The sequence below is a fragment of the Photobacterium sp. TY1-4 genome (genome assembly GCF_025398175.1).
Taxonomy (GTDB): Bacteria; Pseudomonadota; Gammaproteobacteria; order Enterobacterales; family Vibrionaceae; genus Photobacterium.
Map to the genome: position 1 here is coordinate 2,602,187 of NZ_CP099734.1, position 16,172 is coordinate 2,618,358.

The 16,172-nt window shown below is 55.3% G+C and carries 18 protein-coding genes; 2 read left to right on the forward strand and 16 right to left on the reverse strand.

The window, feature by feature from the left end:
* Positions 1–62 precede the first annotated feature (62 nt).
* The 9 genes from ccmI to ccmA form a co-directional block, all read right to left on the reverse strand.
* Entirely contained in the window at positions 63–1,286 is a 1,224-nt protein-coding gene (gene ccmI / locus NH461_RS12145; protein WP_261600603.1) for a c-type cytochrome biogenesis protein CcmI, read from the reverse strand.
* Positions 1,283–1,792 carry a cytochrome c-type biogenesis protein gene (locus tag NH461_RS12150; protein ID WP_261600604.1) on the reverse strand — a complete coding sequence of 170 codons (510 nt, stop codon included), beginning with the start codon at positions 1,790–1,792 and terminating at the stop codon, positions 1,283–1,285. Before NH461_RS12150 ends, ccmI begins: the two co-directional genes overlap by 4 nt.
* The gene (locus NH461_RS12155; RefSeq protein ID WP_261600605.1) at positions 1,789–2,343 is read right to left on the reverse strand and encodes a DsbE family thiol:disulfide interchange protein; all 555 of its coding nucleotides are present in this window, start codon (positions 2,341–2,343) and stop codon (positions 1,789–1,791) included. The genes NH461_RS12150 and NH461_RS12155 overlap by 4 nt, the downstream gene beginning before the upstream one ends.
* Positions 2,343–4,328, reverse strand: a complete 1,986-nt coding sequence (locus NH461_RS12160) for a heme lyase CcmF/NrfE family subunit (protein ID WP_261600606.1) — start codon at positions 4,326–4,328, stop codon at positions 2,343–2,345. Before NH461_RS12160 ends, NH461_RS12155 begins: the two co-directional genes overlap by 1 nt.
* On the reverse strand, positions 4,325–4,810 hold the full coding sequence (ccmE, locus tag NH461_RS12165) for a cytochrome c maturation protein CcmE (protein WP_261600607.1): 486 nt from the start codon (positions 4,808–4,810) through the stop codon (positions 4,325–4,327). Before ccmE ends, NH461_RS12160 begins: the two co-directional genes overlap by 4 nt.
* A complete protein-coding gene (gene ccmD / locus NH461_RS12170) occupies positions 4,807–5,013 on the reverse strand; it encodes a heme exporter protein CcmD (protein WP_261600608.1) in 207 nt (68 codons plus the stop codon). The genes ccmE and ccmD overlap by 4 nt, the downstream gene beginning before the upstream one ends.
* Before the next feature lie 7 nt (positions 5,014–5,020).
* Complete coding sequence (locus NH461_RS12175) at positions 5,021–5,752, reverse strand: heme ABC transporter permease (RefSeq protein ID WP_261600609.1); 732 nt, start codon at positions 5,750–5,752, stop codon at positions 5,021–5,023.
* A gap of 233 nt (positions 5,753–5,985) precedes the next feature.
* A complete protein-coding gene (ccmB, locus tag NH461_RS12180) occupies positions 5,986–6,654 on the reverse strand; it encodes a heme exporter protein CcmB (protein WP_261600610.1) in 669 nt (222 codons plus the stop codon).
* Positions 6,655–6,657: 3 nt separating this feature from the next.
* The gene (gene ccmA / locus NH461_RS12185) at positions 6,658–7,308 is read right to left on the reverse strand and encodes a cytochrome c biogenesis heme-transporting ATPase CcmA (protein WP_261600611.1); all 651 of its coding nucleotides are present in this window, start codon (positions 7,306–7,308) and stop codon (positions 6,658–6,660) included.
* 117 nt (positions 7,309–7,425) lie between these two features.
* On the opposite strand from ccmA, the gene NH461_RS12190 reads away from it, so the two are divergent.
* Together NH461_RS12190 and NH461_RS12195 are read left to right on the forward strand one after the other, a co-directional pair.
* Positions 7,426–8,262 carry a hypothetical protein gene (locus tag NH461_RS12190; RefSeq protein ID WP_261600612.1) on the forward strand — a complete coding sequence of 279 codons (837 nt, stop codon included), beginning with the start codon at positions 7,426–7,428 and terminating at the stop codon, positions 8,260–8,262.
* Between the two features lie 11 nt (positions 8,263–8,273).
* On the forward strand, positions 8,274–8,567 hold the full coding sequence (locus NH461_RS12195; RefSeq protein WP_261600613.1) for an EscU/YscU/HrcU family type III secretion system export apparatus switch protein: 294 nt from the start codon (positions 8,274–8,276) through the stop codon (positions 8,565–8,567).
* A 73-nt stretch (positions 8,568–8,640) separates the two neighbouring features.
* Here the strand turns inward: NH461_RS12195 and NH461_RS12200 are convergent, their stop codons facing one another.
* The 7 genes from NH461_RS12200 to NH461_RS12230 form a co-directional block, all read right to left on the reverse strand.
* Positions 8,641–9,075 carry a DUF2802 domain-containing protein gene (locus NH461_RS12200; RefSeq protein WP_261600614.1) on the reverse strand — a complete coding sequence of 145 codons (435 nt, stop codon included), beginning with the start codon at positions 9,073–9,075 and terminating at the stop codon, positions 8,641–8,643.
* Positions 9,075–9,569, reverse strand: coding sequence for a chemotaxis protein CheW (locus tag NH461_RS12205; protein ID WP_255388218.1), 495 nt, complete (start codon positions 9,567–9,569; stop codon positions 9,075–9,077). The genes NH461_RS12200 and NH461_RS12205 overlap by 1 nt, the downstream gene beginning before the upstream one ends.
* A gap of 22 nt (positions 9,570–9,591) precedes the next feature.
* Positions 9,592–11,034: a chemotaxis protein CheW gene (locus NH461_RS12210; RefSeq protein ID WP_261600615.1), complete on the reverse strand. Its 1,443-nt coding sequence runs from the start codon at positions 11,032–11,034 to the stop codon at positions 9,592–9,594.
* Positions 11,024–11,803 carry a ParA family protein gene (locus NH461_RS12215; protein ID WP_261600616.1) on the reverse strand — a complete coding sequence of 260 codons (780 nt, stop codon included), beginning with the start codon at positions 11,801–11,803 and terminating at the stop codon, positions 11,024–11,026. Before NH461_RS12215 ends, NH461_RS12210 begins: the two co-directional genes overlap by 11 nt.
* A gap of 10 nt (positions 11,804–11,813) precedes the next feature.
* Positions 11,814–12,968, reverse strand: coding sequence for a chemotaxis response regulator protein-glutamate methylesterase (locus NH461_RS12220; protein ID WP_261600617.1), 1,155 nt, complete (start codon positions 12,966–12,968; stop codon positions 11,814–11,816).
* A 178-nt stretch (positions 12,969–13,146) separates the two neighbouring features.
* Positions 13,147–15,414: a chemotaxis protein CheA gene (locus NH461_RS12225; RefSeq protein WP_261600618.1), complete on the reverse strand. Its 2,268-nt coding sequence runs from the start codon at positions 15,412–15,414 to the stop codon at positions 13,147–13,149.
* A gap of 9 nt (positions 15,415–15,423) precedes the next feature.
* A complete protein-coding gene (locus tag NH461_RS12230; RefSeq protein WP_261600619.1) occupies positions 15,424–16,143 on the reverse strand; it encodes a protein phosphatase CheZ in 720 nt (239 codons plus the stop codon).
* Positions 16,144–16,172: the final 29 nt, after the last annotated feature.

Consider the following 16,172-nt stretch of genomic DNA (forward strand, 5'->3'; position numbering starts at 1 on the left):
AAACAAAAAAGCAGACCGGACAATGATATCCAGCCTGCTCGCTTTGTGCCAGTCTTGTGTGATCAGTATTGCTTGTTAATCAGAACATTAGTGGAACCACCCAACGGGATAACTTCACTCTGTCCATACCAATCTCCCTGCTTGGTCATCACATTGCCATCGGTATCAATCCGGGCTTTGACAATCAGGTTTGGCAGAGAAGACATCAGACGCTCCGGGATCATGCTATCGCCATCAGTCAGGGTCAGAGTCATCGGAAACTCAGACAACGGGAGCCGACGCGCTGCAACCGGCATCGGGGCACCATCTGCCGAATGGACCGAAACAATCACCACTCCCTGAGCCGGCAAGTTGACCGTCGGATCCAGGTCAATCTTCACGGCAACGCTGGCATTGCCGTTTGCAGCGTTCGTGACCGCCTGTAGCTGCGCCTGCGCCCGTTCAATACTGCGGTTGAGCATCTGCGCGCGAGGATCACTCTCCCCAATCAGGGTTTTCATCATCGTCCAATAAGACACCGCCTGCTCATAATCCGAGCGCTCATAGGCATCAAAGGCCAACAACGACAACGCACGAAGGTTGGCGTGATCTTGTTTGACCACAGCCTTCAGCAACCGGCGCGCTTGCTCGCTTTGAGCCGGATCACCAATCATCATCAGGGTTTGAGCATAACTTAACTGAACTTCTGGATTGTTCGGATCCAGTGCATAAGCTCGTTTCATGGCGCCTTGCGCAGTATCAGCATCACGGTTCGCCATGCCAATCCGTCCCAGTAACAACCACCCTGTGGCGTCATCCGGGGTTTCATGCAATCTGGTTCGCAGTCCCAGCGTCAAATCATCCATTTCCTGATCCGTCAGCGGCGCGGCATTATCCCCTTGCATCAGACGCTTCGACAGCTCCGGCAACTTCTGAACAGTCTGCTGCCAGGTGTCAACTTTATTCAGGCTCCCGACCGTCAGATATGAGCCGTAACTAACACCGATCAGGATCAGGATACCCGGGATCAGAATGGCCGGACTGCTTTTCGCTTTACGCTGCTCAGACTGCGCCGGAACATCATCCAGCAGAGACTGTTGCAGCTCAGTGACCAGTTCCTCACGGTTCGACACCAAGCCTTCATCGGCTTCCGATTCAAGTTCACCAACCCGGTCTTTAAAAAATGCTTTGTTTAACTCGTCACGGCTGGCGGTATCATCCTGCGGCTTGCCAAAAAAAACCGGCGCCACAAAAATCAGGATTGCCAGCACAACCAAAGCGACGGTTACTAACCAAAACAGCGTCATTCCTTCACCTTCCCGTCATCATTTGGTTTTGAAGATTCAATCTCGTCCAACAAGGATTTCAGCCGTGCGGCTTCGCCGGCATCCATCACCGCCGACGATTTTTCCGCACCGTGTTTACGCGAGCGGACGACCAGGATAGTAAAGCCGATCACGATAAACAGCACCGGCCCCAGCCACAAAATGATCGTGGAGAGCATCAACGGCGGATCATAGGTAACAAAATTACCGTAGCGGGCGATCATGTAATCCACGACATCCTGTTTGCTCTTCCCTTCATGAAGCATCTCAAAGGCTTTCTGGCGCATATCTTTGGCCAGTTCAGCATTCGAGTCTGCAATGCTGTTATTCTGACACTTCGGACACCGCAGTGTTGCGGTCAGCTCATGGAAATCTTTTTCCTGCGCTGCACTTTCAAATTCATAGACATCAATCGCGGCTGTCACCGGCAAAGCCAGGCTCAGCGCCAACCCCAGCCCAAGCAGCAGCGCTGCAACTTGCTTCCTCATCCTTTGGCTTCCTCCAGCAACGCCTGGTACATCGGCTCCAGCGTCTCTGACCAATTCCGGGCATTCACATCACCGACATGGCGATAACGGATAATCCCGTTCGCATCAATCAGGAAGGTTTCCGGCGCACCATAAACGCCCAAGTCCATTCCCAACATGCCGTTGCCGTCAAACAGGCTATGCAAATAAGGGTTGCCGAGATCATTGAGCCAACGAACGGCTTTCAACCGCTCGTCTTTATAGTTCAGGCCGATGATTTTCACGCCCTGAGACGCCAGTTCGTTGAGATACGTGTGCTCGGCATAACAGGTCGGACACCAGGTCGCCCACACGTTCAGCAGTAAAGGCTCACCCTTGAAGATATCCTGCTCATACAGTTTACCGGCTTCCACCAGATCTTCGAGCTTAAAGGCCGGAACGGGTTTCCCGACCAGCACCGACTCCAGCTTGGTCGGATCATCACCCTCAGCATTGCGGGTCAGTTGAACCATCAACACCACGGCCAGAGCCAGAAACGCGGCCAGCGGAATAAATAGAAGTTTCTTATTCATCAGTGAACCTCAGCTTCACGATCCATCTTCGCCTGCCGGGCAGCTTTTGCTGTCTTCCGGAAACGGTAGCGTTTATCGCTAATCGCCATTGCGCCACCCAGTGCCATCAAGGTTGCACCAAACCAAATCCAGTTCACAAACGGTTTGTAGTAAATCCGGATCGCCCAAGCGTCATCGGTCAGGCGTTCTCCCAATGCGACATACAGGTCTCGGGTCACGCCGCTGTCAATCGCCGCTTCAGTCATCATCGAGCCCGCGACACTGTAGAAACGCTTCTCGGCGTGCAATACAGTCACCGGCTGACCATTGCGGCTGATGTTGATATCCGCAATGTAACCGTCGTAGTTCGGACCGTCTGCATTACGCAGACCAGCAAAGTGGAAATCATAATCCTGTAGGGTGACCGTTTCCCCGGGTGCCAACCGCACATCTTTCTCAATATCATAGTTTGAGACCAGGGTGATCCCGATGACCGAAATCGCCAGGCCGATATGACCCAGCACCATCGCCCAGTGGCTCCGGCCGAGCTTGCCTAAACCGGTCATCAGAGAATGACGATGGGTCGCACGCTCATACAGCTCAAATCCATGCATCACGATGATCCAAAGCGCCATCACCATTCCCAGGACGGCCATCGGCTCCAAGCGATCCGTGAAACCAGCAACCAACGCGAAGGACAACGGCAGCGTGATCACCGCCGAAATCAACATCTGCTTACTCAGGCTGGACAATTGGTCACGTTTCCAGCGCACCAGCGGGCCGATCCCCAGGAAGAAGGCAAACGGGATCATCAGCCAGGTAAACAGGGTATTGAAGAAAGGTACCCCGATAGACACCGACCCCAGGCCAATTTGTTTATGAACCAGCGGCAACAAGGTACCGATTAGCACCACCAGCAACCCCGCAACCAGCAACAGGTTATTGGCCAGCAGCAGGTTTTCCCGTGATAAGAGGCTATAGTTGCCATGAGAGCGAATTTGACCGCCACGCAGGGCGTACAGCAGCAACGAGCCGCCAATAACCACAATCAGGAAACCGAGGATAAACATCCCCCGCGCCGGATCCGAAGCAAACGCATGCACCGAAACCAAGACGCCAGAGCGAACCAGAAAGGTGCCCAACAGGCTCAGCGAGAATGCCGAAATTGCCAGCAGAACAGTCCAGGCCTTAAATGTGCCCCGTTTCTCGGTCACTGCCAGCGAGTGCATCAAAGCGGTCCCGGCCAGCCACGGCATGAAAGAAGCATTTTCGACCGGATCCCAGAACCACCAGCCACCCCAGCCGAGTTCATAGTAAGCCCACCAGGAGCCCAACGCGATACCCAGTGTCAGAAATGACCAGGCCGCGATGGTCCACGGACGCGACCAGCGTGCCCAGGCGGTATCCAGCCGTCCCGTCATCAAGGATGCAATCGCAAAAGCAAAGGCGACCGAGAAACCAACATAGCCCATATACAGCATCGGCGGGTGAATGATCAGGCCCGGATCCTGGAGCAGCGGGTTCAAGTCACGCCCCTCGACCGGGAAGTACGGCAAGGTGCGCAAAAACGGATTCGACGTCAGGATAATGAACAGCAGGAACCCAACCGAAATCATCCCCATCACGGCAAGCACCCGCGAGACCGACTCTTGCGGCATGCCACGACTGAACGTCGCCACCGCTGCAGCCCAGGCTGCCTGGATCAGCACCCACAGCAGCAATGAACCTTCGTGCGCACCCCAAACCGCGGTGATCCGGTAGTACCACGGCAACATACTGGTCGAGTTGCTGGCCACATAGCCGACGGTAAAGTCATTGATGTAAAACGCGTGACACAGAATCACGAACGACAACAGCAGCATGCCGAAGACCCCATAGGTCAACGGGCGGGCCATTCGCATCAAGGTCTGATTCCCGGTCGATGCGCCATACAAGGGATAAATACTGACCAGGAGCGACAGCCCCAGGGCAATAATCAGGCTGAAATGCCCTAATTCTGCAATCATTGAACACTTCCCTGCATCTGCTCGTTGCTGTACTGAAGCGGCTCATGGGTTTTCTTCATGGCTTCGGCAATTTCCGGCGGCATGTATTCTTCATCGTGCTTGGCCAGCACTTCATGCGCTTCAATCGTCGTTGCGTCCACCAGAACACCCTGAGCGACAATCCCCTGCCCTTCACGGAACAAGTCCGGCAAGATCCCGTCATAAACAACGGTCACGGCCGGGCCGATATCAGCCACCTGGAAGCTCACTTTCAAAGAGTTTGGATCGCGCGAGACCGAGCCATCCACCACCATGCCCCCAATACGCAGACGCTGACCCACAGATGGTTTGGTGCCATCAGGTTTACCCTGCACCAGCTCGGTCGGGGTGTAGAACAGATCCATATTCTGATTCAAAGCATAAAGCATCAAACCAACCGTAGCGCCGAGGCCTACCACCAACGCCACAATCAACGTCAGGCGCTTTTTCCGTCTCGGGTTCATAGTGTGTTCTCCAGTTTTTTCGCAGCTTTAATCCGGTGCTCACGAGCGATTTTGTTTTTGATCTCGGCCGACAGGCGGCGGGTCTTGCTCAGGCTTGAAAATAAGATCCACAGCAAGGCGGCAAATGAGATCCCGTAGGCGCCCCAAACGTAGCCGGCATAGCCGCCCATCGCTAAAAAGTCACTGAAAGAGTCAAAATGCATGATGGCCTCACTTCATTAATTCACGCACCCACGGGCGGTGGCTTTCACGGGTAATAATATCATTGCGCAGTCGGATCAGAGTCACTGCGCCAAAGAAACAGGCAAAACCGACAATATTGAGCAGCAGCGGCCACAACATTGAACTGTCGATTGAAGGCTTGGCAAATTTGGTGATGGTCGCCCCCTGATGCAGGGTATTCCACCACTCGACTGAGAAATGAATGATCGGCAGGTTAATCACTCCGACAATAGCCAGAATGCCGGCAGCTTTGCCGGCCGTTTTCTGATCATCAAAGGCACTGTACAGGGCAATTACCCCCAGGTAGAGAAACAGCAGGATCAACTCAGAGGTCAACCGCGCATCCCAGACCCACCAGGCCCCCCACATGGGTTTTCCCCAAATCGCGCCCGTCAGTAGGGCAACGGCAGTAAACACCGCACCAATCGGTGCCATGGCTGCCGCCGCCATATCAGACAGTCGAATTTGCCAGACCAGGCCGATAAACGCCGCAATGGCCATTGACATATAGGCGCCCATCGACCAGATAGCTGCCGGGACATGCAGGTAAATAATTCGGAAACTGTCGCCTTGCTGATAATCGGTCGGTGCGAACATCAGTCCCCAAAGGGTACCAGCCAGGATCGCCAGAAAGGCAATCACAGAAAACCAGGGCAACAAGGTACCGCACAGGCGGTAGCAATTTTCAGCTTTCGCGTAGGGATGTAACCACTTCCACATAGTTCTGCTCTACTTGTGTAATAGTAATAAATACGTTTTTAACCGGCCCATTGCTCAGAGCCGGGGAACAGGGCATCAGTGCATGGCCGGATCATTCAGCCAGTGTACCGAAAGCAAAATACCCCTTTAAGGGTATTCGCCGCGTTATCTGCCGCTTCCTTGTTCTCGCTCAAAGTTGTCGCACGAGATTTTGTCTCATGAGACCATTTGGATGTGTGTGTAATTGTAATCTTTTATTGCACACTTATGCGTAGCGAAGCTGCGACAGCAAAAGGCGCCAGCGTCGCCGAGCCGACCAGCATCGCGCCCATCAGGGCCAGCTGCCCGTTATATGCCATGCCCAGGCTGGCAGCATCAATCGCTGCCGTCGCAAAAATCAACACCGGAATATATAAAGGCAGGATCAGCAAGCTCAGCAGCACCCCGCCTTTACGCAGCCCGACCGTCAGGGCAACCCCGATTGCACCGAGGAAACTCAACGTCGGCGTCCCCACCAGCAAGGTCAGCACCACCGCCAGCCAGGTTTGCCAGTCTAAAGACAATAAAATGGCCAGCAAAGGGCTAATCAAGAGTAAGGGGACCCCGGTCAGCAGCCAGTGCGCGACCATCTTCGCAAAAGCCAGCACCGGCAGTGGTGTCGGCATCATCAGCATCTGCTCAAGAGAGCCATCAACAAAGTCATCACGAAACAGCCGCTCCAGAGACAACAAGGCCGCCAGCAGCGCTGCGACCCAGATGATCCCCGGCGCAATCCGGGCCAGCAGGTTCGGCTCCGGACCAACCCCCAGCGGGAACAAGGTGATGGCGATGATAAAAAACCACAGCGGATTAAACACATCGGCCTGGCGGCGAAAGGCGATCAACAGTTCACGGCGAATCACCTGTACAATTGCATTCATCATGAACTAGTGTCCCAATTTGATTTTTCGAAGGTGATCGCAGTCCGTGAACATGTCCTGATGGGTGGTCAGCAACACGATCCCGCCCCGCTCGACGTGGGCCAGGAACAAGCGTTCCAGCACTTTCACACCTTGCTTATCAATCGCCGTCAAAGGCTCATCAAGGATCCACAACGGGTGGTTACTGATCCACAAGCGCGCCAGCGCGACCCGACGCTGCTGCCCGGCAGAAAGTTGTCCGGCCGGGACATCCTCGCGGCCAGCCAGGCCGACATGCGCCAGCGCTTGCCATAAAGCCTCCTCGCCCGAGACCTGGGCTTGTCCCTTGAGCGCGAGCGTATCGCTTTCCCGGTGCATGGCCTGAAAGTAGGCCAGGTTTTCATAGGCTGTCAGTTCCCGCTTGACCCCGGTCTGATGACCAAGAAACAGCAACGCCTGATAATAGTCTTCCCGGGCTGATTCAATTTTCTCATCGTGCCACAGCACATCGCCACTGTCTGCCCGCCCAAGACCCGCTATAATCCGCAGCAGGGTGGTTTTACCGGCACCGTTATGCCCTTCAATCTGAACCAGCTCGCCCGATGAGACCGAAAAGTTCAGCGCTTCGAACAAGACCCGCTCATCGCGGACACAACTTAACGCTTGTACAGACAACATATGAAATGATGTATCCTAGGTGTCACAAATTAGCGGGCATATTACCACACTGGATCGCGATTATGTTAGACACCCGGAGGGATACTTCTATCACGAAGATCATTAAATGTGACATCTATGCGTATCGATAACAACCCGTACAGCGCTTTCACCCCAAGCGAAACAGCAAGGCTGCAAAAAACCACCGGGGCTGAGGTAAATCATAAAATACCTCAATCAGTTAGCTCGTTTTCGCCATCTCAGAGCCAGGTCTCGCAACTCAGTAACCTGTTGCTGCAAATGAATGTACTGCAACGTTTTTTTACAACTTTTGGTACACATAGCGCGCACATGGGTGCAACACCGCCTCCGGTACTCACTCAGGCCTTGGCCCAGCTCTTGATGCCGGATAATCAGGCAACCCTGGTTCAGTGGCTGCGTCAGGGCGCAGGCAAACTCGCCTTGGCGCAACTGTTGGCTCAAGCGAATCAACCCGGCCATCCGATCAACCAATGGCTGATGCAACTGCCACCCGAGGTGAAAGATGAATTCCAGGCGATGCTCAGGCTGGCGACGGAGCAGCGGCTGACACCGACCGGCAAAGACGCTGAGCCACAAGTTCTGCAACTGCCCTTACTGTATCCGAATGGCCGGGAAAGCAAACTGACCATCAAAAAAGACGCGGGGCAACCGCAGCGCGGCAAACAAACGCCTCCCCGCTGGACCGTCCGGATCGCACTGCCGGTGGGCGACCTCGATACCGTCTTTGCCACCGCCTTGTGGGATCAACAAAAGTTAAGCCTCGGCTTTGAAACGGACAATCCCGTGTTGCTGAAACGAACGCAATCACTCACCCCGTTGCTGACGACACGACTTTCTTCAATGGGGATCCGTTGCGACACCACGCAGTTTAAACTGCGACCGCCAGAGCCCGTCGAACCACCGGACGTCGACGGCCTGCTGATCCGAATCTGACAGGTAGATATATGACCAACAAACGCGCAATTGCGCTGCACTATGACGGCGTACAGGCACCGACTGTTGCAGCCAAGGGATATGACCAGCTTGCCGAGCACATTATTGCGCAGGTCAAGCAACACGGTGGATTGATCCACAAAGACGAAGCCTTAAGCGACTTTCTCAATCATCTGGAGGAAGGGGATGAAATCCCGGAGAGCTTGTACCGGATTATCGCGGAGCTGGTCGCATTTTCCTGGGCCCTGAACGGCAAAACCCCGCCCGGGTGGGAGGGGTTTTCAGGTATTGATGAGCAAGTCTAGTGCGAAAAGGCGATACACGGATCCTGATGGCGCTCAGCAGCTCCCGCTGACAAACGCCAAGGGGACACCCAGATTAACGACGCCGGGGCTGAGCCATTTTCTGCTGTAAGCGTAACAGTAGCTCTGCTTCGGCTTTCGGCAAATCGCACTCTTCCATCAGCTCATTGACATCGGCGCCCAGCTCTACCATTTTACTGGCACGGCTGTACAGTTTGCCGTCCGGATCCAACATCGCCATTTCGCCCTGGCGATCATCCAGCACCTCCAGGTGCTCAGCCATATCTGCCAACTTCTGGCTCATTCCGATCGTCCCGGCACGCAACTCATTAAATTGCTTCAATAAACTTTCGTACTGTTGCCGGGAGTTTTTCAGAACCAACTCCGTCGCAGTAAACTTGGCTTCAAGCGCCTGGCGGGCTTTACGCTCCCGGCTCACCAACAGCCACGCCAGAATGACGGCCAGAATCGCCATCACCAACGGAACCCATTGCAGAACCAGCGTAAACATTACAGGTACGCCATCTCATCCCACTCTTCGTCGGACAGCAGTTTGTTCAGATCCACCAGGATCAGCAGCTCACCATCACGGTTGCTGACGCCCTGGATAAACTTGGCACTTTCTTCTGTCCCAACGCTCGGAGTGCTGTCGATTTCAGAGCTGCGCAGATAAACCACTTCCGCAACACTGTCGACCAGGATCCCGATCACCTGTTTTTCAGCTTCGATGATCACAATCCGGGTATTATCAGACGTTTCGCCCGGCATCAGGCCGAAACGGGCACGGGTGTCAATCACCGTCACCACATTACCGCGCAGGTTGATAATCCCCAGCACGTAATCCGGCGCACCCGGAACCGGCGCAATTTCCGTATAACGCAAGACTTCGCGTACTTGCATCACGTTGATGCCGTAAGTTTCATCTTCCAACTGGAAGGTGACCCATTGCAGGACCTGATCGTTCCCGTCTTCTTTTTGTATTTCGGCTACGCTAACCTGAGACATGTTGTTTCCTCTTCGGCCTTGCTCATACTACACTCTTAACATCTAAACCCGCATTCAGCATAGATATTAATTCGTTAACATGAATTAGAGCACACATTTTTTCTTTAACCATTCCGGCAAGCCACGGGCGTTTTCCCGCCTGCTCCCGCCAACGAACACTTTGCGCTGTCAGGGTTTCAGTTCCATGAAGGACACTGCACGCAAGCCCCCATTTACTGGTCCCTAACATCACGATGTAGCGATAATCTTCCTGATGATCATCTGAACTCAACTTCTCCGGCATCACCCAGCGGGCGGTATCCACCACATCCAGCTGATGTTCCCGATTGGTCATCAGGCCTAAATACCAAGGCGGCCGCCCCAGCAAGTGATTGACTTGCGTGAGCTGATGAATGCCGCCAAGTTCAGTCAAGGGCACGGCAAACGTCACCCCATTGACTTCAAAAAACAAAGCCTGGAACTCCGCGTCCAGCGACTGCCGCGACTGCCAGATCTGCGGCGGCTCGCCATGGCCCGCCTGCGTTTCCAGAGCAGCCTCAGGCTCCCCCGTTTCCGCTTCAGGCTCGGACACCAGCGGTTCCCGCTCAAGATTCGGCACATTGGTTTCAGCCGCAACCACCTCAGATGCTGCTGCCTCTTCCCGAAGGACATCTTCCCAACTGACCTCAGGCTCCGGCTCGTATTCCGGGAGCACCGGCTCAGCCAGGGCGGCAGGCTCAGTCTCGATGCTCACCTGCTCCGGCTGGAGCTGGCTGACCTGGCTCAACAAGCGCTGGACCGTGTCCAGATCCGGTTTATCGGCGAACGTAACCGTATCCGGCGCAGTATCCACCGGCGACCAAGCCAGGGAAGCAGGCTGCATTTGCGGCTGTGGTGCCCAGCCCGACACATTGCCGGCCGGGGACGACAAATCCAGCGCTACTGACAACGACGGCGCCTCTGACGACGGTGCGACATCTTCTGACGCACTGTGATCCAGCCGGTCAAAATCAAACGGCATAACCGGTGCCGCGCTCTGAGATTCATCTCCCGCTGCACCGAGTTCAGAGTGCATCCCGTCTGTCGCCTGATGATCCGAAAGCAGCTCGTCTTCAGAGACCGTCTCTTCCGGAGCATGCGCGGCAACATCATCAGTTTCAAGTGCATCGGCTTCAAGCGTATCCACTTCAAACGCTTGCGCAATGTCTTCTGCCTCCGCGGTTCCAGAAGCCGTGATGGCGGTATCGGTACCGTCATCGGCTGTGTCGGCATCGTCACCATTCGCGCAAGGCACATCCCCACCCGCAGACTCGCGCGTCAACGGAGCCGAGCGTTCTTCCGGCGGCAGTGCGGGTGTCTCTTCAGAGACAGTTTCGGCCAGATCCCCGGGCGCGACATCCAAGAATTCCTCTGCCGGCTCAGCCAGCAGATCTGAAAAATAGTCATCCAGCGCCTGCTCGCTGGATAAGGGCTGCTTATCGTTCATCTTGCTCCAACCGCTGTAAATAATTTAACAGGGTTTTATACGCAAACACCCCGCGACAGCTGCGCGCGTACAAGGACGGCGGCATATGCTTGATGCTGGCATCCCGAAACTTAGTGTCAATCGGCACGGCCGAAGCCCAAACTTGCTCCGGAAACCGCACTTTCAACTCCTGCAGCGTTTGCAGCGAGGCGCGAGTCCGCTTGTCGTACATGGTCGGGACAATCGTCACCCGGAAGGCCGAATTACGGGACTTTTGCATAATGTGCAGCGTCCGCATCATCCGCTCCAGGCCTTTCATGGCCAAGAACTCCGTCTGGACCGGGATCAGGATCCGATCACTGGCAGCCAGGGCGTTCACCATCATGACGCCCAGGATCGGCGGACAGTCAATGAGGACATAATCATAATCTTCCGCCAGACACTGCAGGGCTTTTTTCAGGATCAGGCCCATGCCGCCCCGGTTCCCCATCACCCGATCCAGAGTCGCCAGCGACATATGCGCCGGAATAATATCAATATTCTTAAACTGGGTTGGTAAAATCATCGGCTTGACCATATCCCGCGAAATCTCACGCAGTTGAAACAGGTCAAACAGGCTGGACGCAACCCGGTCGGCATCAAAATTCAGGTACGTCGTGAGCGAGGAATGCGGATCGGTATCGACCAGCAACACCCGCTGATTTCGTTCACTCAACAGACCGGCCAGGGTCACCGTTGTCGTGGTTTTCCCGACCCCGCCTTTCTGGTTGGCAATGCTCCAAACGATCAAAACGTGCTCCCTAGGCCATTCCGATCTCAACCAGGATCCGTTCGGCTATCCGCTCAAGCGGCAAGTCCTCACTGGAAATCCCGGCTTTGGCAACTGCCTGCGGCATGCCGTACACCACACAGCTCTCTTCGTCCTGTGCCCAGATGGTTGAACCGTTGGTCTTAAGCATCCGCGCGCCTTCCCGGCCATCTGCACCCATCCCGGTCAGGACCATCGACAGGACTTTATCGTGGTAAACTTTTGCCGCAGAGCCGAAGGTGACATCCACACAAGGCTTGTAGTTCATCCGATCGCCCCCGTCGATAATCCGGATCCGTGCAGCCCCCGGACGCCCTTCCAGCATCATTTGCTGGCCGCCCGGTGCCAGATAGGCCATCCCCGGCTTGAGGGTGTCCCCATCCGCCGCTTCCTTCACCCCAATCTTACACAGGTTGTTCAGACGCGAGGCAAACGCAGCGGTAAAGGTTGCCGGCATGTGCTGGATCAACACAATCGGATACGGAAAGTTGGCCGGAAGCTGAGTGAGAATTTTTTGCAGGGCAACCGGTCCGCCAGTCGAGGTGCCAATCGCCATCAGCTGATATTTCTTTCCGGATGCTTTAAACCGGGCGGCCGGTTTCACGGGGCGCGCTGCCGGACGAACCGGTGCCGGTGCTGTGACCGACGTTGCACCCGCTCGACCCGTCAGTGGTGCTCTCACATCCCGCTCAACCGCTGGTGCAGCTGTCGGTGCCACCGCCGGACGGACCGGGCGACGCATAAACAGACGTTTACGAGCCAGCTCCCCGACACGCTTTTGCAGCAGGTTCACCGCTTCATCCCGGTTACGGGCAATGTCTTCAAACTTTTTCGGCAAAAAGTCCAGAGCACCGGCATCCAGCGCATCCAGGGTGGCTTTCGCACCTTCGTGGGTCAGCGAAGAGAACATCAGGATAGGCGTCGGCGTACGCTGCATGATTTCACGCACCGCAGTAATGCCGTCCATCACCGGCATCTCAATGTCCATAGTAATGACATCCGGCTGAAGCTTGCTCGTCAGCTCTACCGCTTCTTTACCATTCACAGCACTGCCAATCACCTCCAACCGGGGATCGGCATTTATGATCTCGCTGACACGGCGGCGGAAAAAACTCGAATCATCCACCACCAATACTTTTACTGCCATGTCGTTTCTATCCCGTGATATATGAGTTACCCAGCCGAACAACAGGCTGAATCATTTTCTGCCCTGAACAAGACGCTATTTCACGCCGGAAAATAATTCAGCCCGCTAGTTACGGGTTAGGGGCTCGACGCCCCTAACTTTTTATTATGAATTGTTTGCCAAGGGGACTACGTCGGGTTTAACGACCCGCGTAGTGTTTGAGCAGATTCGGCACGTCGAGGATCAATGCAATATGACCATCGCTGGTAATCGTTGCACCGGCCATGCCAGGTGTCCCCTGCAACAGCTCATCCAATGGCTTGATCACGACTTCTTCCTGACCAATCAGGGTATCGACCACGAACCCGATGCGCTGATGACCGATCTGGACGATGACCACATGGCCATGATCCCGATCACGCTTGGGCAAGCCCATCGCGATCAACCAGTCTTGCAGATAGAACAGCGGAATGGCTTTATCGCGAACGATGATCGTCACCTGGCCGTCAACCGTGTTGGTTTTGCGTAAATCCAGATGGAAGATCTCATTCACGCTCGCCAGCGGCAGCGCAAACGGCTGATCAGCAACCCCGACCATCAGAGTCGGCAGGATCGCCAGTGTCAGCGGTACCTTAATGTCAATTCGCGTGCCGCGGCCCATGGCCGAATCAATGCTGATCGAACCATTGAGCTGACTGATCCCGGTCTTCACCACATCCATGCCGACGCCGCGGCCGGAGATATCCGAAATATCTTTCTTGGTCGAGAAGCCCGGCGCAAAGATCAGGTTATAGCATTCCGTGTCGGTCAGGCGCGAAGCCGCGTCGGTATCCATCAAACCACGCTCGACCGCAATCCCGCGCAGCTTGTCCGGATCCATGCCGCCCCCATCATCCTCGATGGTCAGCAGAATATGATCCCCTTCCTGGGAAGCGCCCAGCAGTACGGTTCCGACGCGTGGCTTGCCGGCTTTCTCGCGCACATCCGGCATTTCAATGCCGTGGTCGACCGAGTTCCGCACCAGGTGAACCAGCGGATCAGCCAGTGCTTCAACCAGGTTTTTATCCAGATCGGTCTCTTCGCCGCGCATCTCCAGCACGATTTCTTTCTTCAGGCTCCGGGCCAAATCACGAACAACCCGAGGGAAACGGCCAAACACTTTCTTAATCGGCTGCATCCGGGTTTTCATCACCGCGCCTTGCAGATCGGCTGTGACCACATCCAGGTTCGAGACGGCTTTCGACATCTCTTCATCGTTGGTATTGAGGCCCAGGCTGACCAGACGGTTACGCACCAGCACCAGCTCACCCACCATGTTCATGATGGTATCTAAGGTCGAGGTATCCACGCGTACCGTGGCCTCAGGTGCCGACTTGGCTTTGTCCCGTGTAGCGGCTGCTTTCGGCTTCGCTGCCGCAGCAGCAGGCTTCGGTGCTTCTGAGACCGGTGTCGGTGCTGCCGCAACAGGCGCACTCGCCTGAACCGGCGTTGGCTGTGGTGCCGGAGCAGAAACAGGCGCCGGTTGGGCCGCGAGCATTTCCGAGACTGACTGAGTCGCCATCTCCAGCTCTTCCGCGCTCGGTCCTTTCCCGCTACCGTGCAGCTCATCCAACAGACGCTCAAACTCGTCGTCGGTCATTAAATCATCATCACCGTCGAAGGCGGCCGCACTGACCGCTGCAGCAACCGGGGCTGCCTGAACTGCCGTTGATTCAGTGACATCACTGTTCCCCGGGCCTTTTCCGGCACCGTGCAGCTCATCCAGCAGACGCTCAAATTCATCATCGGTGATATCACCGGATTCTGGCGCTTCGACCGCCTGTGACTGAGGCGCAACTTGCGGGGCAGGTTCGGTTTTGTTCGCAGAAGGACCACAACCGTTGCCGTGCAGTTCATCCAGCAAGCGGTCAAACTCATCCTGGGTAATTTCGTCGACCGAGTTCCCGGCAATGGCTGTCGACTCCGGCGCGCTCATTGGCTCCGGCGCGGGGGCCGCAACCGGTGCAGGCTCAATTTCAGGTGCCGGTGGCGGCGGCGGTGCAACCGGCTCGGCGGCCGCGACCAGCTCATCGTCACCCGGCGGCTGACTGAAACGGTGCAGTGCGTCCAGCAAGTGCTGCTCAGCCGGATCAACCGGTTCACGGTCCTGTACCTGGCTGAACATCGCGTTGATGGTGTCCAGGGCTTCCAGGATCACGTCCATCAGTTCCGATGTGACACTGCGCTTGCCGGTGCGTAATAAATCGAAAACGTTTTCCGCCCCGTGACAGGCATCAACCAAGTGTGTCAGCGAGAGAAAACCGGCACCGCCTTTCACGGTGTGAAAACCACGGAAAATTGCATTGAGCAAATCGGAGTCTTCCGGGCTGCGTTCCAGCTCGACTAACTGCTCAGACAACAGCTCAAGGATCTCCCCTGCTTCAATTAAAAAGTCTTGCAGGATGTCTTCGTCTAAATCAAAGCTCATATATTTCCCCTAAAATCCAAGACTAGACAGCAAGTCGTCAACATCATCCTGCGATGACATGACATCTTCACGATGTTCGCTATTGACGATTGGCCCCTCGGGAGAAAGCTCGCAGACGGCTTTTTTCGCATCTGCCCTGTCTTCTTGTTCCATACCAAAGGCTTTAAGGATATCGACTAATTGATCTTCCACTTCGTGCACCAGCTCGATAACACGACGTATGATTTGTCCGGTCAGATCCTGAAAGTCTTGAGCCATTAAAATTTCGGTCAGTTGACTGCGCAGCGCATTGTTGTCACTGTCGACCTGCTCCAGCAGACGATCGATCTCATGGCAGAGCGCCTTAAACTCGTTCAGCGCAATTTGCCCGCCCATCAACCGTTTCCACTGGGGGTGGACCTGACTCAGGGTCTCGCTCATCCGGTTGGCCAACGGCTCGATATTGTCGATGGCATCCATCGTGGTGTTGGCCGCAGCTTCCGTCTTATCAATCACATAGGACAAACGGTCGCGAGCATCCGGAATTTCGTTTTTCGCAATATCGTTGATGCGGGGATCAAGGCGAAAGTTGGCCAGGGAGTCGTGCAGTTGGCGGGTCAGCTTCCCCACTTCCGCATAGACAGGATCACGGCTGTCAGAAATCGCCGATTGCAGCAAGGCATTTGCATCGTCCTGCTTGCCCTCTTCAAGCAAGCTGACAAGCTGTTTCGCCTGATCGAGTGATATCATTCTAATAATTACCCTATTCGCGCCTGACG

Coding starts and splice junctions, on each gene's coding strand:
- NH461_RS12175 (WP_261600609.1), bottom strand. CDS start 5,752: ATGTGGAAGTGGTTACATCCCTACGCGAAAGCTGAAAATTGCTACCGC.
- NH461_RS12160 (WP_261600606.1), bottom strand. CDS start 4,328: ATGATTGCAGAATTAGGGCATTTCAGCCTGATTATTGCCCTGGGGCTG.
- ccmB (WP_261600610.1), bottom strand. CDS start 6,654: ATGATGAATGCAATTGTACAGGTGATTCGCCGTGAACTGTTGATCGCC.
- NH461_RS12200 (WP_261600614.1), bottom strand. CDS start 9,075: ATGTTTACGCTGGTTCTGCAATGGGTTCCGTTGGTGATGGCGATTCTG.
- NH461_RS12230 (WP_261600619.1), bottom strand. CDS start 16,143: ATGATATCACTCGATCAGGCGAAACAGCTTGTCAGCTTGCTTGAAGAG.
- NH461_RS12190 (WP_261600612.1), top strand. CDS start 7,426: ATGCGTATCGATAACAACCCGTACAGCGCTTTCACCCCAAGCGAAACA.
- NH461_RS12150 (WP_261600604.1), bottom strand. CDS start 1,792: ATGAGGAAGCAAGTTGCAGCGCTGCTGCTTGGGCTGGGGTTGGCGCTG.
- NH461_RS12210 (WP_261600615.1), bottom strand. CDS start 11,034: ATGAACGATAAGCAGCCCTTATCCAGCGAGCAGGCGCTGGATGACTAT.
- NH461_RS12225 (WP_261600618.1), bottom strand. CDS start 15,414: ATGAGCTTTGATTTAGACGAAGACATCCTGCAAGACTTTTTAATTGAA.
- NH461_RS12205 (WP_255388218.1), bottom strand. CDS start 9,569: ATGTCTCAGGTTAGCGTAGCCGAAATACAAAAAGAAGACGGGAACGAT.
- ccmE (WP_261600607.1), bottom strand. CDS start 4,810: ATGAACCCGAGACGGAAAAAGCGCCTGACGTTGATTGTGGCGTTGGTG.
- ccmD (WP_261600608.1), bottom strand. CDS start 5,013: ATGCATTTTGACTCTTTCAGTGACTTTTTAGCGATGGGCGGCTATGCC.
- NH461_RS12155 (WP_261600605.1), bottom strand. CDS start 2,343: ATGAATAAGAAACTTCTATTTATTCCGCTGGCCGCGTTTCTGGCTCTG.
- ccmA (WP_261600611.1), bottom strand. CDS start 7,308: ATGTTGTCTGTACAAGCGTTAAGTTGTGTCCGCGATGAGCGGGTCTTG.
- NH461_RS12220 (WP_261600617.1), bottom strand. CDS start 12,968: ATGGCAGTAAAAGTATTGGTGGTGGATGATTCGAGTTTTTTCCGCCGC.
- NH461_RS12195 (WP_261600613.1), top strand. CDS start 8,274: ATGACCAACAAACGCGCAATTGCGCTGCACTATGACGGCGTACAGGCA.
- ccmI (WP_261600603.1), bottom strand. CDS start 1,286: ATGACGCTGTTTTGGTTAGTAACCGTCGCTTTGGTTGTGCTGGCAATC.